The sequence below is a fragment of the Nonomuraea sp. NPDC052634 genome (assembly GCF_040678535.1).
GTDB lineage: Bacteria > Actinomycetota > Actinomycetes > Streptosporangiales > Streptosporangiaceae > Nonomuraea > Nonomuraea fastidiosa.
In genome coordinates this window covers 164305-185436 of the sequence record NZ_JBFATY010000012.1, presented here as the reverse complement: position 1 = coordinate 185436, position 21132 = coordinate 164305, and the positions used below count along the sequence as shown (strand labels likewise).

The 21132-nt window shown below is 71.4% G+C and carries 15 protein-coding genes; 11 read left to right on the top strand and 4 right to left on the bottom strand.

The features are described 5' to 3' along the window. Positions 1–10 precede the first annotated feature (10 nt). The gene (locus tag AB0K67_RS34995; RefSeq protein WP_364068691.1) at positions 11–3886 is read left to right on the top strand and encodes a DNA-directed RNA polymerase subunit beta'; all 3876 of its coding nucleotides are present in this window, start codon (positions 11–13) and stop codon (positions 3884–3886) included. A 200-nt stretch (positions 3887–4086) separates the two neighbouring features. On the opposite strand, the gene AB0K67_RS34990 is transcribed toward AB0K67_RS34995, so the two are convergent. The 4 genes from AB0K67_RS34990 to AB0K67_RS34975 form a co-directional block, all read right to left on the bottom strand. Continuing rightward, positions 4087–5298: a coproporphyrinogen-III oxidase family protein gene (locus tag AB0K67_RS34990; protein WP_364068689.1), complete on the bottom strand. Its 1212-nt coding sequence runs from the start codon at positions 5296–5298 to the stop codon at positions 4087–4089. Further along, the gene (locus tag AB0K67_RS34985) at positions 5295–6389 is read right to left on the bottom strand and encodes a cytochrome P450 (protein WP_364068687.1); all 1095 of its coding nucleotides are present in this window, start codon (positions 6387–6389) and stop codon (positions 5295–5297) included. Before AB0K67_RS34985 ends, AB0K67_RS34990 begins: the two co-directional genes overlap by 4 nt. A gap of 269 nt (positions 6390–6658) precedes the next feature. Then, positions 6659–7879, bottom strand: coding sequence for a cytochrome P450 (locus AB0K67_RS34980; protein ID WP_364068685.1), 1221 nt, complete (start codon positions 7877–7879; stop codon positions 6659–6661). 10 nt (positions 7880–7889) lie between these two features. Further along, positions 7890–8621, bottom strand: a complete 732-nt coding sequence (locus AB0K67_RS34975) for a helix-turn-helix domain-containing protein (protein WP_364068683.1) — start codon at positions 8619–8621, stop codon at positions 7890–7892. Positions 8622–9010: 389 nt separating this feature from the next. Here AB0K67_RS34975 and AB0K67_RS34970 point away from each other — a divergent pair, with 389 nt between their 5' ends. The 10 genes from AB0K67_RS34970 (at position 9011) to rpsG (ending at position 21101) form a co-directional block, all read left to right on the top strand. After that, positions 9011–9160, top strand: a complete 150-nt coding sequence (locus AB0K67_RS34970) for a thiomuracin/GE37468 family thiazolyl RiPP peptide (protein ID WP_364068681.1) — start codon at positions 9011–9013, stop codon at positions 9158–9160. A gap of 79 nt (positions 9161–9239) precedes the next feature. Next, positions 9240–11768 (top strand): lantibiotic dehydratase, encoded by a 2529-nt coding sequence (locus AB0K67_RS34965; RefSeq protein WP_364068773.1) that lies wholly within the window; start codon positions 9240–9242, stop codon positions 11766–11768. After that, positions 11765–12595 carry a thiopeptide-type bacteriocin biosynthesis protein gene (locus AB0K67_RS34960; RefSeq protein WP_364068679.1) on the top strand — a complete coding sequence of 277 codons (831 nt, stop codon included), beginning with the start codon at positions 11765–11767 and terminating at the stop codon, positions 12593–12595. The genes AB0K67_RS34965 and AB0K67_RS34960 overlap by 4 nt, the downstream gene beginning before the upstream one ends. Beyond that, entirely contained in the window at positions 12592–13551 is a 960-nt protein-coding gene (locus AB0K67_RS34955) for a lantibiotic dehydratase C-terminal domain-containing protein (protein WP_364068677.1), read from the top strand. The genes AB0K67_RS34960 and AB0K67_RS34955 overlap by 4 nt, the downstream gene beginning before the upstream one ends. Next, the gene (locus AB0K67_RS34950) at positions 13548–14846 is read left to right on the top strand and encodes a SagB family peptide dehydrogenase (RefSeq protein WP_364068675.1); all 1299 of its coding nucleotides are present in this window, start codon (positions 13548–13550) and stop codon (positions 14844–14846) included. Before AB0K67_RS34955 ends, AB0K67_RS34950 begins: the two co-directional genes overlap by 4 nt. Beyond that, positions 14843–16894, top strand: a complete 2052-nt coding sequence (locus tag AB0K67_RS34945; protein WP_364068673.1) for a hypothetical protein — start codon at positions 14843–14845, stop codon at positions 16892–16894. Before AB0K67_RS34950 ends, AB0K67_RS34945 begins: the two co-directional genes overlap by 4 nt. Further along, positions 16887–18749, top strand: a complete 1863-nt coding sequence (locus AB0K67_RS34940; RefSeq protein ID WP_364068671.1) for a TOMM precursor leader peptide-binding protein — start codon at positions 16887–16889, stop codon at positions 18747–18749. Before AB0K67_RS34945 ends, AB0K67_RS34940 begins: the two co-directional genes overlap by 8 nt. 10 nt (positions 18750–18759) lie before the next feature. Further along, the gene (locus AB0K67_RS34935; RefSeq protein ID WP_364068669.1) at positions 18760–19953 is read left to right on the top strand and encodes an amidohydrolase; all 1194 of its coding nucleotides are present in this window, start codon (positions 18760–18762) and stop codon (positions 19951–19953) included. A gap of 300 nt (positions 19954–20253) precedes the next feature. Further along, a complete protein-coding gene (gene rpsL / locus AB0K67_RS34930) occupies positions 20254–20628 on the top strand; it encodes a 30S ribosomal protein S12 (RefSeq protein WP_043623420.1) in 375 nt (124 codons plus the stop codon). A 2-nt stretch (positions 20629–20630) separates the two neighbouring features. Then, entirely contained in the window at positions 20631–21101 is a 471-nt protein-coding gene (rpsG, locus tag AB0K67_RS34925; protein WP_364068667.1) for a 30S ribosomal protein S7, read from the top strand. Positions 21102–21132 lie beyond the last annotated feature (31 nt).

The window sequence follows — 21132 nt, the reverse complement described above, 5'->3', positions numbered from 1 at the left end:
GATCGCACAAATGCTGGACGTCAACTTCTTCGACGAGCTTCGGATCGGGCTGGCGACGGCCGACGATATCCGTCAGTGGTCGCACGGCGAGGTCAAGAAGCCGGAGACCATCAACTACCGCACCCTCAAGCCGGAGAAGGACGGGCTCTTCTGCGAGAAGATCTTCGGTCCGACCCGCGACTGGGAATGCTACTGCGGTAAGTACAAGCGGGTCCGGTTCAAGGGCATCATCTGTGAGCGCTGCGGTGTCGAGGTGACCCGAGCCAAGGTGCGTCGTGAGCGGATGGGCCACATCGAGCTGGCCGCCCCGGTCACGCACATCTGGTACTTCAAGGGTGTGCCGTCGCGCCTCGGTTACCTGCTCGACCTGGCTCCGAAGGACCTGGAGAAGGTCATCTACTTCGCGGCGTACATGATCACGCATGTCGACACCGAGATGCGTGAGCGTGACCTGCCCTCGCTGGAGGCGAAGATCTCCGTCGAGCGGCAGCACATCGAGCAGCGCCGCGACGCCGACATCGAGGCCAGGCAGAAGAAGCTCGAGGCCGACCTGGCCGAGCTCGAGGCCGCCGGCGCCAAGGGCGACCAGCGGCGCAAGGTCCGCGAGGGCGCCGAGCGCGAGATGCGCCAGATCCGCGACCGCGCCCAGCGCGAGCTGGACCGGCTCGAGGAGGTCTGGAACCGCTTCAAGAACCTCAAGGTCCAGGACCTCGAGGGCGACGAGCTGCTCTACCGCGAGATGCGCGACCGCTTCGGCCGCTACTTCAAGGGCGGCATGGGCGCGCAGGCGATCCAGGACCGCCTGATCAACTTCGACCTCGAGGCCGAGGCCGAGAGCCTGCGCGAGACCATCCGCAGCGGCAAGGGCCAGAAGAAGGCCCGCGCGCTCAAGCGGCTCAAGGTCGTGTCGGCGTTCCTCAACACGACCAACTCGCCGCGCGGCATGGTGCTCGACTGCATCCCGGTCATCCCGCCGGACCTGCGCCCGATGGTGCAGCTCGACGGTGGCCGGTTCGCGACCTCCGACCTCAACGACCTGTACCGCCGGGTCATCAACCGGAACAACCGCCTCAAGCGTCTGCTCGACCTCGGCGCGCCCGAGATCATCGTGAACAACGAGAAGCGGATGCTGCAGGAGGCCGTCGACGCGCTGTTCGACAACGGCCGCCGCGGTCGCCCGGTCACCGGTCCCGGCAACCGGCCGCTGAAGTCCCTCAGCGACATGCTGAAGGGTAAGCAGGGTCGCTTCCGCCAGAACCTCCTGGGCAAGCGAGTCGACTACTCCGGCCGTTCGGTCATCGTCGTCGGTCCGCAGCTCAAGCTGCACCAGTGCGGTCTGCCCAAGCAGATGGCGCTGGAGCTGTTCAAGCCGTTCGTGATGAAGAGGCTGGTCGACCTCAACCACGCCCAGAACATCAAGTCGGCCAAGCGGATGGTCGAGCGTGCCCGCCCCGTGGTGTGGGACGTGCTCGAAGAGGTCATCACCGAGCACCCGGTCCTGCTCAACCGCGCGCCCACGCTCCACCGTCTGGGCATCCAGGCGTTCGAGCCGCAGCTCGTCGAGGGTAAGGCCATCCAGATCCACCCGCTCGTCTGCACCGCGTTCAACGCGGACTTCGACGGCGACCAGATGGCGGTGCACCTGCCGCTGTCGGCTGAGGCCCAGGCCGAGGCGCGCATCCTGATGCTCTCGACCAACAACATCCTCAAGCCGGCCGACGGCAAGCCCGTCACCATGCCCACCCAGGACATGGTGATCGGCCTCTACTGGCTGACCACCATGAAGGAGGGCGCGAAGGGCGAGGGCCGCGTGTTCGGCTCGATCGCCGAGGCGCAGATGGCCTTCGACCGTCGTGAGCTGGACATCCAGGCGAAGATCCAGATTCGCCTCAAGGACGTCCTGCCGCCGCGCGACTGGGTGGCCCCCGAGGGCTGGGAGCCGGGCGACCCGATCCGGCTGGAGACCACGTTCGGGCGGTGCCTGTTCAACCAGACGCTGCCGGACAGCTACCCCTTCGTCGACTTCCAGGTCGGCAAGAAGCAGCTGTCGCAGATCGTGAACGAGCTGGCGGAGACCTACCCCAAGATCGAGGTGGCCGCTTCGCTCGACGCGCTCAAGGACGCCGGCTTCCGCTGGGCGACCCGCTCCGGTGTCACGATCTCGATCGAGGACGTCGTCGCGCCCCCGAACAAGACCGAGATCATGGAGAACTACGAGCGCCGGGCCGACAAGGTCCAGCGCGAGTACGAGCGTGGTCTGATCACCGACGAGGAGCGCCGCCAGGAGCTCATCGAGATCTGGACCCACGCCACGGCCGACGTCGAGACCGACATGGTCAACGCCTTCCCGGCGACCAACCCGGTCTGGATGATGGTCAACTCCGGCGCCCGTGGTAACAAGATGCAGGTCCGGCAGATCGCCGGTATCCGCGGCCTGGTGTCCAACACCAAGGGTGAGACGATCCCGCGGCCGATCAAGGCCTCGTTCCGCGAGGGCCTGTCGGTGCTGGAGTACTTCATCTCCACCCACGGTCAGCGGAAGGGTCTCGCCGACACCGCTCTGCGTACCGCCGACTCGGGTTACCTGACCCGTCGTCTGGTCGACGTCGCCCAGGACGTCATCGTGCGCGAGGTCGACTGCGGCACCGACCGCGCGGTCCCGCTCAACGTGGCCGAGCGCGACGCCGCGGGCAACCTGGTCAAGGCGGAGAACGCCGAGTCCAACGTGCACGGCCGCATCCTGGCCGAGGACGTCGTGGTCGACGGCAAGGTCATCGTCCCGGCGGGTGTCGACATCAACGACAGCCACGTGACGAAGCTGGTGGAGGCGGGCGTCGAGACCGTCCGCACCCGCAGCGCGCTCGTCTGCGAGGCCAAGATCGGTGTCTGCGCCAAGTGCTACGGCCGCTCGCTGGCCACCGGCAAGCTGGTGGACGTCGGTGAGGCCGTCGGCATCATCGCCGCCCAGTCCATCGGTGAGCCCGGTACGCAGCTGACGATGCGTACCTTCCACACCGGTGGTGTGGCCGGTGCCGACATCACCCACGGTCTGCCGCGTGTCACGGAGCTCTTCGAGGCCCGCATCCCCAAGGGTGTCGCCCCGATCTCCGAGGCCGAGGGCCGCGTCAGGATCGACGAGACCGACAAGACCAGGAAGGTCGTGATCATCCCCGACGACGGGTCGGAGGAGGTCGCCTACCCGGTGTCGATGCGCTCGCGCCTGCTCGTTCAGGAGGGCCAGCACGTCAAGGTCGGCCAGCAGCTGGTCGCCGGTGCGGTCAACCCGAACGAGGTGCTGCGCATCCTCGGTCCGCGCGCCGTGCAGCTGCACCTGGTGGCGGAGGTCCAGCAGGTCTACCGCTCGCAGGGTGTGTCGATCCACGACAAGCACATCGAGATCATCGTGCGGCAGATGCTCAAGCGCGTGAACGTGCTGGAGTCCGGTGACACCGACCTGCTGCCCGGCGAGCTCGTCGAGCGGCCGCGGTTCGAGCAGATCAACCGCGAGACCGTGGCCGAGGGCGGCCAGCCGGCCGCCGGTCGCCCGGTGCTCATGGGCATCACGAAGGCGTCGCTGGCCACCGAGTCCTGGCTGTCGGCGGCCTCCTTCCAGGAGACGACCAGGGTGCTGACGGACGCGGCGATCCACGCCAAGTCCGACTCGCTGCTGGGCCTGAAGGAGAACGTCATCATCGGTAAGCTCATCCCGGCCGGTACCGGCATGCCGCAGTACCGCAACATCCGGGTCGAGCCGACCGAGGAGGCCAAGGCCGCGATGTACACCGTCGGTGGCTACGACGGCTCGGCCGCCGACTACACCTTCGGCACCGGCAGCGGCGAGGCCGTGCCGCTGGAGGAGTACGACTTCGGTCAGTACAACCGGTAAGCGGCTGACATAGCCAAGAGCGACGCGCCCGGGTCCCCCGAAAGAGGGGCCCGGGCGCGCTGCTGTTTCAGCTTCGTGATGTCCGGCGTGTGTCGGGTCCGTGTGGTGATGCCCGGCCTGGGCTGAGTGCGTCGCGACGTGTGGCCGGGCCGGGCCCGGCGCCGCGCTGTGGCGGCGGCCGGGCGGTGCGGACGGCGGGCTCAGGCCCGGGTCGGCTCCAGGTGGATGACCTCGCCGGCCGTGGTGTCCGGGGTGTCGATCCAGTTGAGCGCGATGAAGACCCGGGCGAGGTCGTCGGGGTGGATGCGGATGCCGGTGCGGTCCACGATGACCCGGCCGTGGCTGTTCATGCGTTCCAGGTACGCCATGACCTCCGGCTGTTCGCAGGCGGTGCGCAGGGGGACGCCGGTGCGCTCCTGGTAGAGGCGGGCGTCCATGCCCTCCACCGTGGTCAGCGCCTGGGACAGGAAGTGCAGCGTGAGCTGCGGCGCGTCCGCGGGCGCGTTGACGTCGAAGGCCAGCGGGTTGGCGTTGTAATGGGCCAGCTTGCCCTTCTGGTAGCTGAGGTAGCGGCGGCCGATCAGGGAGTTGGCACCCGAGCCGAAGCCGATCCAGTCCATGCGGAGCTGGTAGTACGCCTCGTCCGACTGGCAGCGGGGCGCGCCGAAGTAGGACATGGCGTACTCGGGGAAGCCCGCGCCCTCCAGCAGCTCCTTGGTGATGGCGTACGCCTGGAGCTGCTGGTTGAGGTCGAGCTTGGCGCCCCTGTGGACCTGCTTGCGCAGCACCGTGCCGGGGCTCGCCCGGTACGGGTAGATCGAGAAGTGGTTGATGGGCAGGGCCAGGGCCCTGCGTACGGACTCGGCGACCTCGTCTCCGGTCTGGCCGGGGAAGCCGACGATCAGGTCGATGTTGATGTTGGTGAAGCCGGCGTCGCGGGCGTTCTCGACGGCGGCCACGGCCTGGGCGGCGGCGTGGGCGCGGCCCAGGCGGCGCAGGCGCGTGTCGTCGAACGACTGGACGCCGATGCTGATCCGGTTGAAGCCCAGCTCGCGGAGCAGGCGCAGCTTGCCGGGGTCGAGGGACTCCGGGCTGCCCTCGATCGTCGCCTCCTTGACCGTACTGAGGTCGAACTCCGCCGACAGCGTGCCGTACAGGGACTCGATCTCCTGGGGGCCGAGGATGCTCGCCGTACCGCCGCCCCAGTAGACGATCTCGGGGTGATAGTGCTCTCTCAGCGCGGGCGCCTGCACGCGGATCTGGGTCCTGATGGCCTCCAGGTACGCCACCCGCCCCGGGCTCTGCTCGTTCAGCCGCAGGTCGCGTACGGGGACCTGGACCACCCAGTCGCAGAAGTGGCACTTGGAGTTGCAGAACGGGACGTTGGCGTAGATGAGCAGGGGCTTGGTCATGAGGAACCTCTCATGTGCATCTCCCTGACGCCGAAGATCTGGCTTTCGTAGAAGGCGAGCTTGGCCGGTCGCAGCTCGGTGAAGCGCCCGAGCAGCCGCTCCAGCGCGATGCGGCCCTCCAGGCGGCCGAGCTGGGCGCCCAGGCAGAAGTGCACGCCGTGGCCGAAGGCGAGCTGGCCGGTGAGCCGCCGGTCCAGGTCGAACAGCTCGGGGTCGGTGAACTGGCGCTCGTCGTGGTTGGCCGACAGCAGCCAGGCCATGACGAACCTGTTGGCCGGGATCGTCTCGCCGGCCAGCTCCACGTCCTGCGTGGTCACCCGGCCCGCCTGCATGAACGGCGAGCGCAGGCGCATGCTCTCCTCCAGCGCCTTGGGTACGAGCGACGTGTCGGCCCTGACCCGGCGCTCGGCCTCGGGGGCCTCGGCCAGGCAGAGCACGGTGTTGCCGATCAGCACGGTGCTCGTGACGTGCCCGGCCAGGAGGAGCAGGCTCGCGGTGTTGACCACCTGCTCCTCCTCCAGCCGCTCGCCGTCCACCTCGGCGTGGACTAGGCGGCTCAGCAGGTCGTCCCGGGGGCGGGTGCGGCGCTCGGCGCAGTGCTCGCGCAGGTAGGCGTTCATCTCCGCCATGGCCTCGGCCACCCGCCGGGCGAGCGAGGGGTCGGTGAAGTCGGGCACCTGCAGCGACATGAGCCGGTCCGACCAGGTGCGGAACAGGTCGCGGTCACCCGGCGGGATGCCGAGCAGCTCGGCGATGACGATGACCGGCAGGGGGTAGGCCAGGTGCTCGACCAGGTCGAAGTCCGGGTCCGGGAGGGCGTCGAGCAGCTCGTCGGCGATCGCGGCGATGCGCGGCTCCAGCGCCGCGATGGAGGCGGGCGTGAAGGCGGCGGTGATCAGCCGGCGCTGGTGGCGGTGCTCAGGCGGGTCGATCATCGTGATGCCGCCCTGCCCGAACGGCTGCTGCCCCATGAGCCTGGTGCGGTCGGAGGAGAACCGCTCGTGGTCCGCCAGGACGGCACGGACGTCGTCGTAGCGGAACACGTGATACATCCCGTACGAGTCCCGCCAGACGGGATGTTCGTCCCGCATCGTGCGTAACCAAGCGAAGAGCGTGGTACCGCCGTCGGCGGACGAAGGCGGCCCGGCGGGGAGCCCTGCCTGGGGCCCCGCCAGGGCAGGCGCGGGCGGTCCGGCGGGTGGTCCGGCGGCCGGTCCTGCGGGCGGTCCGGCGGGTGGTCCGGCGGGTGGTCCGGCAGGGGGCCTCGCTGGAGCGGGCGAGGGCGGCATGGCGGGAAGATCCGCTGGAGCGGGCGAGGGCTGCCTGGCCGGGGGCTCTGCGGGGGAGTGGGCGGCGGCCGTCATCGCGCCGCCCGCTTGACGCGTACCGGAAGGCTCTTCACGCCGAACATCGGGTCCTCGTAGTACTCCAGCGTCGCGTCCGGCCGGATCTCGATGTGCTCGAACCGGTCGAACACCAGGTCGAGCGCGACCTTGCCCTCTACCCTGGCCAGCGGGGCGCCCAGGCAGAAGTGGATGCCGTGGCCGAAGGCGAACTGGCGGTTGGGCTGGCGGCTCGGGTCGAGCCGGTAGGGGTCGGGGAACTGGCGCTCGTCGTAGTTCGCCGACAGCAGCCAGTTGATGACCATGGACCCGGCCGGGATCGGCGTTCCCGCCACCTCGACGTCGGTCGTGCACAGCCGGGCCGCCTGAGTGAGCGGCGGACGCAGCCTGAGCACCTCTTCGAACGCCGCCCCGATCAGCTCCCTGTCGGCTCTGATGGCGCTCTCGACGCCGGGCGCGTCGCGGAAGCACAGGAACGCGTTGCCCAGCGCCATGGTGCTGGTGATCTGGCCGGCGAGCAGCAGCAGGCACGAGGAGTTGACGATTTCGGCGTCGGTGAGCCGGTCGCCGTCCACCTCGGCCGCGATGAGCCGGCTGACCAGGTCGTCCTGCGGCCGGGCGCGGCGCTCGTGCACGTGGGTGAGGACGTACTCGCCCATCTCGCGCATGGCCTGGCCGACCATGCGCCCGATCTCGATGTCCCTGGGGTCCTCGACGTGCAGGGCGACCAGCCGGTCGGCCCAGGTGCGGAACATCTCCCTGTCGTGGATCGGGATGCCGAGCAGCTCGGCGATCACCATCACGGGCAGCGGGTGCGCGATCTTCTCGACCAGGTCGAACTCGTCCTCGTCGATGTCGTCCAGCAGCGCTGTCGTCAGCTCCGCGATCCGGGGGACCATGTCGGCGGACATTTTCGGGGTGAACGCCTGGCTGATGAGTTTGCGGAGCTTGCGATGCTCCGGAGGGTCGGTGAGCATCAGGCTGCCCGCGCTGAACGGGTCGCCTCCGGGACGCAGCCGGTTGATGTCCGAAGAGAACGTCGCGTAGTCCGACATCACCCGCTGTACATCGGCATGCCGGAAAACGTGGAAGATGCCGAATGCGTCGCGCCAGACGGGTTGCTCGTCCCGCATAGTGCCGAGCCACTTGAGCAGCGCACCGCCGCCGTCCTTGATTCGTGGCCGGGCGTCGGCGGGCATCGGCATGGTCGCGTCGGGTCGCACGTGGGTCTCGTTCACTTTCGGCTCCTTAGACGGAGGCGGCCATGGGCCGGCGGATCAGTTGCGCCCGGTAATTCGCCGCGGCCTCGTCGAAGATCTCGACGGTACGCCGGGCGGCCTCGCTCAGCTCCTCGGCGGGGAGCCGGACGGCGGGTTCGAACGAGCTCCTGACCACGCCGGCCAGGCAGTCGGCGCGGGCACCCGCGTCTAACGTCGCCCCCGCGATCTCGGCGTGCAGATGGAGCTTGATGAATCCGGAGAGAACGGCATCGAGCGCGAAGCCGTCACAGGGGTTCCACAATTCTTTGCCGTGCAGCATCCCGAGGTACTCACGGAATGGCGCGAACGTGGTGAAGCGGTAGCACTGGAAATCGAACCGCGGGTCGTCGCACGCCTTTCCGAGGATCTCTTTGTCGTGAGTGTAGAGCGCTCGGAAAAGTGGATATCTGAAGACCAGCGTGAAAAGTTCTCGGGTCAGTTCCGAGAGCCGCGCGACGGCGGGCCGCAGGAGCGCAATCCGGGAAATGTCCTGGCACACTCCGGCGATTTCCTGGATGACGAGTGTTCTTATCAGATCGTCCTTGGTGTCCCAGCTGAGATAAATTGTGCCCTTTCCGATGTCCGCTCGGCGGGCGATCTCGTCCATCGTGGTCCGCTTGTAGCCGGACCGCAGGAGCAGGCTCCTTGTGACGTCCATCGTCCTGCGTACGCGGTCGTCACTGGTCCTCCCGCCCGTGCTGCCGGTCGAGACGGTGCTCATGGCTGGGTGACTCCTCCCCGTAAGAGCTGGTGCGCCTGCCGGATTCCCGACAGTTCCGATCGCTAATTGGCCCCCTTTGTGCAATCGAGATAGCGGCATGTCAGAAGCCGACGCCGGCTCTGGCTCCTTATAGAGGGTAGCTTTCAAATAAGTTGAAATGTCCGGCTCCCAGCAGCCGGATGTCCCCCTTGTGTCCTCCCCCTGACCGTCTGACCAATCTTCGATTTCAGTCAGACAGTTCGCATTATTGACTCTTATCCATATGTACACCTAGCGTCGGCGATGTCGCAAGGGTGTTACATACCCGGCGATCACCCCCCAGCGATGCACATCTGTGCGTTTGCGTGGAAAGTCGATGGGGGTATCCACCCCCGGGAAGGAGAGTCCTAATGGACCTCAATGACCTGCCCATGGACGTCTTCGAACTCGCCGGAGACGACCTCGCCGTGGAGTCCCTTACCGCTGGTCACGGCATGACCGAGGTCGGCGCCTCGTGCAACTGCTTCTGCTACATCTGCTGCTCCTGCTCGAGCGCCTGACCCACGGGCGCGGACGCCGTGCCGCTGCGGCGTCCGCGCCCGTTTTCCTGCCGGTGAAGGAGCGAATGGGGCACAGGTGATGACGCTTACCGAACGGGAAGGTCCGCCGGTCGCGGTGCGCACGTGCGGGGTCGCGACGGAGAGGCTGGAATCGCTGCGCTGGGAGGAGTCCTACACACTGGCGACCCGGCTGCTCGCCGAGACCGCCGGTGTCGAGGCCGACGGGCGGCGGCTGGCCGTGGAGATCGGTGACGTCATCGGTGGCCTCGGCGCCTCCGGGCCTCGGCCCCTGCTCGTCGGGCTGCGCAGGGCGCTGCACGCGGGGCGGCTGCCCGCGGGGCGCGAGTGGGGGCCGGAGGCCGAGGCGGCGCTGCCGTACGAGCTGAAGGAAGAGGTGGCCGCGTGGGTGCGGCGGGCGCGCGAGTGCGCGGAGCTGCGGTCGCGGCTGCCCGAGGTGGTCGCCGAGGAGAGCCTGGAGCGGGAGGAACGCCTGCGCGCGGTGGCCGGTGACCCCGCCTTCCGCCGCGGGCTGTCGCTCGCCGGGCCGGAGCTCGCGGCCGAACTGGAGCGCTGGCTCGCCGATCCACGCCGCCGCCCCAAGCCGCAGAAGCTCCTCAGGCTGGCGAAATACCTGGCGCGGGCGGCGGTGAAGACCAGCCCGTACAGCACGTTCACCAGCACCGGGCCCGCGCTCTGGGGGAGCGCGGAGCGGCCGCTCGACGCCGGCGAGCCGGTGCCGGTGCTGGAGCTCGACGGCGTCAGGACGCATGCGGGCGAGTGGGTGCGGCTCAACCCGTCGGCCACGGTCGCGGGCGGCAAGGTGGAGTTCATCGGGCCGCCGCCGGGGGAGGCGCTGGTGTCGATCGGGACGACCGAGGCCGTCGCCGCGTGCCTGCGCGTCGTGGCGGGCGGGGACTGGGTGCACCGTGATCGGTTCGCCGAGGAGCTGCGTGCCGAGCCTGCCGCGGTCGCCGCGTTCGTCGGCAAGCTGATCGCGGCCGGGCTGCTCGAAGCCCGCCCGGCCGGCCTGCCCGCCGAGCTGCGGGAGGGGATCGCCCGTGCCGAGCGCGCCGCCGATCCGGCCGCCTACCGCCGTGAGCTCCGCCGGCTCACCGCCGCCGCGCGAGCGCACGCGGGCGGTGCGGAGGCTCACGCGCGCGGCGCGAGCAGCGCCGAGAAAGGCGCGGTCGGCGGGAGCGCGGGCGGCGCAGAGAAGAGCGCGGGCGGCGCGGAGAAGGGCGTCGAGGAGACGGCGGCGGTCCATGAGGTGACCGTCACCACGCGGCCCGTCGCGGAGCTCGACCTCGAGCGGTGGCGCGACGGATTGGCGGACCTCGACGTCGTACGCCGCTGGCTGGCCGTCTTCGATCCCAAGCACGCCATGCGCCTGGCCGTGGCCGACTACCTCACCACCCGTTACGGCCCTGACCCCGCGGTGCCGTTCCTCACCCTGCACCGCCACGTACAGCAAGAGCTCGCCGGCACCGGCGAGGCGGGCAAGGAACTGCGGGCCTTCCTCGGCCCGACGGCGGCTTGGACGCAGCCGCTCGCCGCGTCGGCCGTGCCCAGGATCCGCGAGCTGGAACGCCTGCGCGCCGGGGCGCGGGAGCTGGCGCTGCGCGTGGAGGACCCCGACGGCACCTGCCGTGTCGCGCCCGGGATGCTGGCCGAGCAGCTGGAGTCGTGGCCCTCCTGGCTTGCGATCCCCGAGTCCTCCGCCTGCTACGTGCAGGCAGCCGGCGGTTCGCTGGTGCTCAACGTGATCCACTGCGGCCACGGCCGGGCCCTGCGCAGGCTCGACCACCTCATCGAGCGCGCCGCCGGCAGCGTCGTGCGGGCCAGTACCGGCCACCCGGCCGAGCGCGCCACGCCGCACCGCGTCGAGGATCCGCCTGACGCGGTGTACGCCGAGATCTCCGGCGACCTGGGCTCCAGCCTCAACGCCCGCCCGCCGAGCACCCGCTACGAGATCGACTACCCGCACTCGCCCGGCACCCGCCCGCCCGAGCTGCGGCTGCCGCTCACGGACCTGCACGTGACGCTCGGCTCCGAGACCGGCCTGCCCGAGCTGCGCTCCAAGCGGCTCGGCCGCCGGGTGATCCCGCTGCACCTCGGCATGGCCGCCGAGTTCCAGCTCCCGCCGGCCGCACGGTTCCTCGAACGCGTCTTCGGGCCCGGCTTCCTGCTCCATCCCAGCTCGCCGCCGTTGGTCCGGATGGGCAGGGTACCGCCGGAGGTCACCCGCTATCCGCGGGTCGAGGCCGGGCGGGTGGTCGTGCAGCGCCGCCGCTGGCTGGCGCCCGCCGCGACGCTGCCGGTCCGGCCGAAGGGCGAGGACGACGCGGCGTACCTGGTGCGGTTGATCGCGTGGGCGGATCAGTACGGCGTGCCGCACCGCTCGTTCGTACGGGCCTGGCCGGAGCAGACAGGACAGGCCGGCCAGGACAAGGCGCGCAAGCCACTCTTCCTGGACCTGGCCGATCTGTTCCTGGTCAAGAACTTCGAGCGCCAGATACGCGGCTGCGCGTTCGCGCTCTTCGAGGAGGCGCTGCCCGATCCGGGGCCGGACCGGGTGACCGAATACCTGATCGAGATGGGGGGCCGATGAGCTGGGTGAGCGTGCACGTCTTCTCGCAGGGACCGCTCGACCAGATGATCATGGAGCTGGCCGGGCCGCTGCTCGGGGACGACGGCTTCTTCCTGCGCTACTGGGAGGGCGGCCCGCACCTGCGGATCAGGGTCAAGTCGCACCCGGCCGAGCACGTCGTGGCGCGGGCGGAGGCGTACCTGCGCGACCATCCGTCCGAGGCGGTGATCGACCCGGAGGAGTACGCCAGGCTCGCCGCCACCCTCGCCGCCCGCGAAGGGCTGTCCGGCCACACCGGCCGCCTCTATCCGAACGACTCCGTGCACCTCATCCCATACCGGCCGGAACACCACCGCTACGGCACCGGCCGTTCGCTCGACGCGGCGGAGCGGCACTTCCACGAGTCCAGCAGGATCGCCCTTGAGCTGATCAGATCCGGGCTTCCTCCCGCGCGCCGGGGCGCGGCCTGGCTGACCATGCTGCTGGTGGCCTGGCAGGTGGCGGGGGAAGGCCGGATGTTCGCGCCGCCGCCCGGCGCGCCGGTCGAAGCGCCGCACGACCGGGCGACCCGCGAGCGGCTGGCGGCGCTGGCGGCGCACGCTCGTACGGTGACGGCGCAGCCACCGCAGAGCGAGCCCGCCGGCGTGGTCGCGAGCTGGTACGCCTCGATCGCCCGGCTGGCCGATGAACTGGCGGCGGCCGGGTTCGACGCGCGGCGGACCGGCGAGACCGTCGATCTCGCCGCCCATCTGCTGGCCAACAGGCTCGGCATCCGCGTGCAGGAGGAGGCGCGCCTGCGCCACCTGGCGACGGGAGCCGTGCGGGAGCCGGAGGTGAGCGTCGGATGACGTGGACACGGCTGCGGGTCGACTATCACGACGGCCCGATGGACGACCTCATCCTGGACGCGCTGCGCCCGGCCTGGCGCGAGGGTACCCGCGGATACTTCGTCCGCCACTGGATACGCGGCTCCCACCTGCGGGTCTTCGTGGACGGCGACGCGAGGCGGACCGTCCGCGCGATCGAGCGGTACCTGGCGGCCCATCCGTCCGCGGGCACCACCGCGCCGGAGTCGCTGCTCCCTCTGCACGAGCGCCTGGCCGAGCTGGAAGGCGAGCAGGGGCCGCTGATGCCGTGGGAACCTGACAACACGGTCACCGCCGAGCCGCTCGGCATCGACACCGAGCTCGACCGGTTCCTGGCCGGCTTCTACGCCGACACCACCGAGGCCGCCTTCGAGGCGCTCGACCGGGTGCGCGGCGGCACGCCCCTGCCGGGGATCGCCTTCGACCTGGTGGTCTCCACCGTGCACCACCTGTCCGGTGGCGGCCTGCCCGCCGCCAGGACGTCGCTGCGCTCGCACGCCGAGGCGTACCTGGCGCGCACGCCCGGCCTGCGCGAGCGCTGGCAGGCGCACTACGAACGCAACAGGGCGGCGCTGACCGCCAGGATCGAGGCCCTGACCGCCACCGCCGAGCCCGCCGGCTGGCTGGACACGCTGCGCCGCACCCGTGACCGCGGCAGGGCGCTCATCGACGAGGGCCGCCTGCGCCTCGGCTACGACACCGGCGGCACCGCCACGCAGCCGCCGCTCGCCGAGGTCTCGGCGTTCCACCGCCGCCTGGAGACCGACGAGAGCTGGCTGGCGGTCAAGGACACCCCTGCCTTCGCCGCGTACCGGCTGGTGCTGAACTGCACGTACCTCCACCTCACCCGGCTCGGGCTCTCGCCCGACCGGCGCTTCCTCGTCTGCTACCTCGCCGCGAACGCCGCCGACGACGTCTACCGGGCGGTGGCCTCATGAGTCTCCTTATAAGAGAGGAACGGTACGAGCTGCGGCCCGGCGTGCACCTCGCCAGGCTGGGCTCGGGAGCCCGCCTGTTCGCCTGGCCGCACGCCGAGACGCTCGGCGACCTGACCGAGGCCGAGCTGAACCTGCTCCGCGACCTGGCCAAGGGACCCCGCCCGGCCTCGGGGCCGCTCGTCGAACGGCTCCGCGCGGGCGGCTGGCTCAAGATCACGGTGACCGATGGGGACCGGCCGCTCTACACCCTGGACCCGCTCCGCCCGCCGCCGCCCCGGCCCCCGGTGCCGGAGGAGCCGGTCCTGTCCAGGTTCGCCGCGCTGCGGCGGGACGGGGAGACGCTGGTGGCGAGCTCCCCGCTCGCCTGGTGCGACCTGCGGATCCACGATCCGGCCCTGGTGGCGGACGTGGTCAGCCCCGCAGGCGCACTGCTGGCCGACCTGGCGTGGGCGGGACTGGCCGTGGCCCGCGGCTCCGAGGAGGCCGAGCTGCGCGTCAGGCAGTGGGCGCCGCACGAGCTGGAGTTCCACGAACGCAGCCGCGTCGGCTACCGGGGCTACCTGGGCGACGGTTTCGGCGGGACGTTCTGGGCGCGCGGCCGGTTCGAGCCGCTGCGCGCCAGGCCGGAGCCGTACCCGGGTGAGGTGATCGGGCTGCGCGTCCCCGACCTGGAGGAGCTGCGGCAGAAGGACCCCACGCTCACCGACGTCCTGGAAGGCCGCAGATCGAGGCGGGAGCACGACGACACCCGCCCGATCACCCTGGACCTGCTCGGCGAGCTGCTCTACCGCACGTCCAGGGTGCGCGAGACCTGGGTCGCGGACGGCGTCGAGTACACCAGCAAGCCGTACCCCTCCGGCGGATCCGTCTACGAGCTGGAGATCTACCCCGTCGTGCGGAACGTGGCCGGCCTCGAACCCGGCATGTACCACTACGACGCGCACGAACACGTCCTGCGGCAGGTGCGCGAGGCCGCGCATCCCGCCGTGCGCAGGCTGCTGACCGTCGCCGGCCACGGCGCCGCCACCGGACAGCGCCCCCAGGTCCTGCTCGCGATCTCCAGCAGGGCGGGCCGGCTGCTCTGGAAGTACGAAGGCATGGGGTACGCGCTGACGCTCAAGCACGTGGGCGTGCTCTACCAGACGCTCTACTGCGTGGCCACGGCGATGGGCCTGGCCGCCTGCGGGCTCGGCAGCGGCGACTCGGTCGCGTTCGCCGAGGCGACCGGACGGGACCCGCTGGAGGAGTGCGCGGTGGGCGAATTCATGATCGGAACCGTGGAGGCACCGCGTTGATCGACTTCAAGCCCCGACTGCCGGCCGACGTCCGCTTCGCGCCCACCTCCGGCGGTGTCGCCTTCCTCACCAGGGAGGGCATCGTGCGGATGAACGGCGCCTCCGCCCACCTGTGGATGGAGCGGCTGGCCACGTACCTTGACGGGAGCAGGACCGTGGCCGAGCTGACCGCCGGGCTGCCCGATGAGCGGCGCGCGTTCGTGACGGGCCTGCTGACCAAGCTGCACGAGCGCGGCCTCGTCGAGGACGCGGCGCGGCCCGGCGGGCGCGCCCGGACCGGGGCGCTGGACCTGCCCGCGGGCCTGCGCTGCTCGTTACTGGGCGGCGGCGGCCGCTTCGGCGCGCTGCCCGCGGCTCTGGCCGACGCCCTGACCCGGCTCGGGCTGGAGGTCGTCAGAGCGGCCGGCAGCGCGGGGGACACAGCGGCCGGCAGCGCGTGGGGCACAGCGGCCGGCGGGGCGGCGGACGCGGCGGCCGGCAGGGCGGCGGGCCTGCCAGGGGCGTGCGACGCGGTGGTGCACCTGGCGGCGGCCGACGCGGACGGGCTGGCCGCCGCCGCGGAACTCGACCGGTTGAGCGCCGAGCACGGGGTGCCCGTCACGCACGTTCTGCTGCGCGCGGGCGAGGCGTGGTGGAGCGAGGCGGGGATCGCGGGCCGCGAGGTACCACCGCTGGCCGCGGGCTGGCGGCGGCTGGCCGCCATGGACGCCGGCCCGCCCGAGGCCGGGCCCGCCCGCGTGTCGTCCGTCGCCGCCGCCGTCGTCGCCGGGCAGGTCGCGGCGGACCTGGGCCGCCGCCTGTCGGGGACGCCGCGGGCGGACGGCGATCCCCGGCTGCACGTGGTGGACCTCGCCGGGCTGCACACCCGTACGCACACCTTCCTGCCGCATCCCGCGGTGGTGCGGCCGGCCGGGAGCGCGCAGGCGGGGCACTTCATGGAGGAGCTGACGGAGGAGGAGTTCTCCCGGCGGGCCGCCAGGCTGATGGACTCGCGGACCGGCGTGTTCGCCGAGATCGACGAGGGGGAGTACGGCCAGCTCCCGCTGCACGTGTCGGTCACCACGGTGGCCGACCCCATGGGCGTGCTGGGCAAGGCCAGGCCACGGGTGATCGGCGTGGGGCACGACTTCGCCGTGGCGCGGTACCGGGCGGCGCTGAAAGCGCTCGCCGTTCACGGGCTGCTCGCCTGCGACCCGCGCCGCCTCGTCACGGCGGACGGCAAGCCGCTGCTCCCCGAGGCCGCCGCGCCGGACGGGCGCCTGCCGGGCGACAGCACGCCGCCGCTCTCAGAAGCCGCCGTGACGGGCGCGAGCCTGCTCGAAGCCGCCGTGACGGGCGCGAGCCTGCTCGAAGCCGCCGTGATGGACGCGAGCCTGCTCGAAGACGTCGCGGCGGGGCGGGCCGAGGCGTTCGTCCGCGGCCGGGACCTCGTCAACGGCGACGAGGTCCTGCTGCCCGCGCGCGAGGTGTTCCTCGACCCGCACGCCACCGGGGCCGCCGCCGGCTATTCGGCCGAGGAGGCGCTGGTGGCGGCGCTGCTCCAGCACTGCGCAGCCGCCAGCGCCGGACGCGACGGGCCGCTGCCGCCCGTGGACGCGGCCGGCGCGCGGGCGGCGGACACCGAGACCGACCGCTCGCTCGCGCTCCTGGACGCGACCGGCCTCGACCACCAGGTGCTGGACGCCACCGGCCCCTCCGGCGTGCCCGTGTACGCGGGAACGCTGGACGGCAGGCTCGTGGCGCGGGCGGCGGGCGTCACACCCCTGGCCGCCCTGCGGGCCACGCTCGAAGGGATGCTCGCCGCGTACCAGGGCATTCCACCCGCCGCTCCGCTCCCCGACCTGCACCTGACCGCCGCCGACCGGCCACCGATCACGGTGGACGCGCACGCGGAGCCGCTCAGCGCCGCGCGGCTCGCCGCCGCGCTGGCCGGTGAGGGGCTGCGGGTCAGCGCCGTTCCGCTGGACCACGACATGGCGGTGCACGCGCTCGTGCCGCATGTCGTCCGCGTCGTCACGCACCCCCTCCAGGAGCCGCTTCATGGCTGAGGTCATCGGCACGGGCCTGCTGGCCGAGGAGATCGAGATCGCGCTGAAGCACCGCGACGACCGGGGAGAGTCCCAGGTGGTGATCAGCGCAGAAGACGGCTGGGCGTGCGACAGGACGCCGGAGACCGGCGCGGCGGCGTGGCTGCCGGTGCGGGTGGAGTACAACGTCGCCGTCGTCGGCCCGCTGCGCAGGCCCGGCGAGCCCGGCTGCCTCACCTGCTTCGAGACGCGGCGCGAGCGGATCAGGACCGACAGCGCAGACCGGGCCGCCATCCTCGCCGCGCACGGCGAGGAGCTGGCCGAGCGGCCGTCGCCGTACCTCGGACGGCTGGCGGCGGGCACCGTCGCGGCGCTGGCCGCGCACGCCGTGGACGGCCCCACGTGCACCGTCTGGTACGTCGACCTGCGCACGCTCACGGTCGAACGCCACCCGTTCCTGCCGGAGCCGCACTGCCCCGACTGCGGCGACCTGCCGGACGACGACCGCGCGTCCGCCGTGTTCGAGCCGGGAGACCTCCCGCAGCCGCCCGCCTACCGGGTCAGGGACGTGCTCGCCGAGCACGGCGAGCTGCTCGATACGTACGTGGACGGCGAATGCGGCCTGATCAGGCCGCTCGTCAGGGACACGCTCGGTGGCCTGGTGATCGCCGGGGCGATGCTGCCACTGCGCTTCGACGGCGGCTCCGAGCCCGGCGTCGGCAGGACGCGGGGATACCGCTCCAGCGAGGTCACCGCCATGCTGGAGGCGCTCGAACGGTGGGGCGGCGTCGAGCCGGGCGGCAAACGCACCCGCGTGCGGGCCTCGTACGCGGAGGTGGCCGAGGACGCGCTCGACCCGCGGACGCTGGGCGTGCACGACCCCTCGTCGTACGCCAGGGAGGGCTTCGGCTTCCGGCCGTTCACCGAGGACGCCGTCTGCGACTGGGTGTGGGGGTACTCCTTCGCCCGCCGCGCCCCCGTCCTGGTGCCGGAGAGCGTGGCGTATTACTACGTGCGCGGGAAGGACCGGCCGTTCCTGTTCGAGATCTCCAACGGGTGCGCGCTCGGCGGCAGCATGGCCGAGGCCCTGCTGTACGGGCTGCTGGAGACGGTCGAGCGGGACGCGTTCCTCATGACGTGGTACGCCCGCCTCGCCGTGCCGCGCATCGACCTCGCCACGGCCCGCGACCGCACCATCCCCCTCCAGGCGGCCGCCATCACGGCGGAGACCGGCTACCGGGTCGAGCTGTACGACACGACGATGGAGCACGGCATCCCCAGCGTGTGGGCGATGGGGGTACGGCAGGACGGCGATCAGCGCAGGCCGCGCATGGTGTGCGCGGCGGGCGCGCACCTCGATCCCGAGAAGGCCGTGCTGAGCGCGCTGAGCGAGCTCGGCCCGCTGCTGGCCGACCTCATCCGGCGCTACCCGGACGAGATGGACAGAGCGCGGGAGATGGTGGCGGACTCCGACCTCGTGACCACCATGCACGACCACTCCACCCTGTACGGCGCGGACGCCGCCTTCGAGCGGCTGTCCTTCCTGACAGGGGGCCTGACAGGGGGCACGGACGTGAGGCGGCTGCCGGACATGGCGCGCGTACCGGGCCCGTTCGACACCGGGCGGCTGGTGGACCGCTTCCTCGCCGAGGGCATGGACGTGGTCGTCGTGGACCAGACGACGCCGGAGCACCGCGCGGGCGGCTTCCGCTGTGTCAAGGTGCTGGTGCCGGGGACGCTGCCGATGACCTTCGGCCATCGCAACCGCAGGGTCCATGGGCTGAGCCGGCCTCTTGAGGTGCCCTACCGGCTGGGCCACCGCGACGCGCCGCTGACGCCCGCCGACCTGAACCCCGATCCGCACCCCTTCCCATGACGGGCCTCCCATGACGGACGAGCTGCGCGACCTGGCGATCTTCCGCGCCGACCTGCACGCGCACCCCGAGCTGTCCCATCAGGAGTCGCGCACGGCCGGCCGCCTGGCGGAGCGGCTGGCCGGCGCCGGCTGCGAGGTCACGACCGGGGTGGGCGGCCACGGCGTGGTCGGGCGGCTGTCGCGGGGCGACGGGCCCGTGGTCATGCTCAGGGCCGAGCTGGACGCGCTGCCCGTCAAGGAGGAGAGCGGCCTGTCGTACGCCAGCGCCGCCACCGCGACCTCGCCCGGCGGCAGGACGGTGCCCGTGTCGCATGCCTGCGGCCATGACCTGCACCTGGCCTGCCTCGCCGGCGTCGCGGGGCGGCTGGCGGCGTCGGGCGGCTGGCGGGGGACCGTCCTGCTGGTCGGCCAGCCCGCCGAGGAGACGCTGGACGGCGCGGCGGCGATGCTCGCCGACGGCCTGTACGAGCGGTTCGGCACGCCGGACGTGGCGCTGGCCCAGCACGTCTCGCCCTTCCCCGCCGGCCTGATCGCCTACGCGGACCCGCCCACCGCGGCGGGGGCCGAGCTGCGCCTGGTCGTCAGGGGCGACGGCGGCCACGTCACCCGCCACGCCGCACGGGCCGCGCGTAACCCGGTGCCGGCGCTCGCCGCGCTCGTCCACCGGATCGACGGGACGGCCTTCGACGAGGCGACCGTCACCGTGGGGACGCTGCACGCGGGCGAGCGGCCGAACGTGGTGCCGTCCGTCGCCGAGGCGGGGTTGACGGTCAGGGCCGCCACGCTGGACGCGGTGGACCGCGCCGTCGCGCGGATCACGCGGCTGGCGGGGGAGTACGCGGGAGCCGAGGTCACCGTGGTCTCCCGGGTGCCGCAGGGCGCGAACGACCCGGTGGCCACCGCTACCGTACGCAAGGCGCACGAGGCGGCCCTGGGCACGGTCGTCACCGCCCCGGGCGGTGCCGCCTGCGAGGACTTCCCCCTGTACGGTGTTCCGTCCGTCTATTGGTACGTGGGCGCGGCCCCCCGTACCGGCCGGGTCGGACACCCCCATACCGGGACCTTCTGTCCCGACCCGGTGCCGACGTTGCGAGCGGGGGTCACCGCTTTGCACGCGGCGGCTCTGGCAGTACTCGCGAACCCGTCACAGATCACCTCGCCGTCCCGATATCATGGGCGCGGGGCTGTAGCCGAGCCCGGCTGAACAGGCTCGGCGTCCCGGAGTGGCAAGGCTTATCCGCTTTGCCGCGCCGCTTTGACGTGTCGCAGAGGCGTAGGTAGTCTTGTGCTTCGTGCCCGTCGTAAGCGGGCCCTCGACCGTGCGCTCATTGCGGCGCGGGACGGCTTCCTGGCTCGTAATCCTCGCGGACGTGTCTGTGCGAATAGCGCGACACGCCCGAGCGCGGGGGCACCGAGGCAAGAAAAATCAGCAGGTCATGACACCGGCAGTACCTGCGACAAGACACATGACGTAACACCGGCCAAGGCACGAAACGGAGTGGCAGTGCCCACTATTCAGCAGTTGGTCCGCAAGGGCCGGCAGGACAAGGTCGCGAAGACCAAGACTCCTGCCCTCAAGGGGAGTCCGCAGCGGCGCGGCGTGTGCCAGCGCGTTTACACCACCACCCCGAAGAAGCCCAATTCGGCACTGCGTAAGGTGGCCCGCGTTCGGCTCACGAACGGCATCGAGGTCACGGCCTACATCCCCGGTGTGGGCCACAACCTCCAGGAGCACTCCATCGTGCTCGTGCGCGGCGGTCGTGTGAAGGACCTGCCGGGTGTTCGCTACAAGATCATCCGTGGTTCGCTCGACACCCAGGGTGTGCGCAACCGCAAGCAGGCCCGTAGCCGCTACGGCGCGAAGAAGGAGAAGAGCTAACAATGCCGCGTAAGGGTTCTCCTGGCCGTCGTCAGCTCATGGCTGACCCGGTTTACAGCTCGCCGCTGGTGACCGCCCTGATCAACAAGGTGCTCCTGGACGGCAAGCGCTCCATCGCGCAGTCGATCGTCTACGGCGCGCTCGAGGGCTGCAGGGAGAAGACGGGCAACGACCCGGTCGTCACCCTGAAGCGCGCGCTTGACAACGTCAAGCCGACCCTTGAGGTTCGCAGCCGTCGCGTCGGTGGCGCGACCTACCAGGTGCCTGTCGAGGTGCGCGCGGCGCGCAGCACCACCCTGGCCCTGCGCTGGCTGGTGCAGTACGCCCGCGCCCGCCGCGAGAAGACCATGACCGAGCGCCTCATGAACGAGCTCCTCGACGCCAGCAACGGCCTCGGGGCGAGCGTGAAGAAGCGCGAGGACACCCACAAGATGGCCGAGTCCAACAAGGCCTTCGCCCACTACCGCTGGTAGTGGATCCGACGAGACGACGAGGACGCGAGAG

Coding starts and splice junctions, on each gene's coding strand:
- AB0K67_RS34995 (WP_364068691.1), top strand. CDS start 11: ATGCTGGACGTCAACTTCTTCGACGAGCTTCGGATCGGGCTGGCGACG.
- AB0K67_RS34990 (WP_364068689.1), bottom strand. CDS start 5,298: ATGACCAAGCCCCTGCTCATCTACGCCAACGTCCCGTTCTGCAACTCC.
- AB0K67_RS34985 (WP_364068687.1), bottom strand. CDS start 6,389: ATGCGGGACGAACATCCCGTCTGGCGGGACTCGTACGGGATGTATCAC.
- AB0K67_RS34975 (WP_364068683.1), bottom strand. CDS start 8,621: ATGAGCACCGTCTCGACCGGCAGCACGGGCGGGAGGACCAGTGACGAC.
- AB0K67_RS34970 (WP_364068681.1), top strand. CDS start 9,011: ATGGACCTCAATGACCTGCCCATGGACGTCTTCGAACTCGCCGGAGAC.
- AB0K67_RS34965 (WP_364068773.1), top strand. CDS start 9,240: ATGACGCTTACCGAACGGGAAGGTCCGCCGGTCGCGGTGCGCACGTGC.
- AB0K67_RS34960 (WP_364068679.1), top strand. CDS start 11,765: ATGAGCTGGGTGAGCGTGCACGTCTTCTCGCAGGGACCGCTCGACCAG.
- AB0K67_RS34955 (WP_364068677.1), top strand. CDS start 12,592: ATGACGTGGACACGGCTGCGGGTCGACTATCACGACGGCCCGATGGAC.
- AB0K67_RS34950 (WP_364068675.1), top strand. CDS start 13,548: ATGAGTCTCCTTATAAGAGAGGAACGGTACGAGCTGCGGCCCGGCGTG.
- AB0K67_RS34940 (WP_364068671.1), top strand. CDS start 16,887: ATGGCTGAGGTCATCGGCACGGGCCTGCTGGCCGAGGAGATCGAGATC.
- AB0K67_RS34935 (WP_364068669.1), top strand. CDS start 18,760: ATGACGGACGAGCTGCGCGACCTGGCGATCTTCCGCGCCGACCTGCAC.
- rpsG (WP_364068667.1), top strand. CDS start 20,631: ATGCCGCGTAAGGGTTCTCCTGGCCGTCGTCAGCTCATGGCTGACCCG.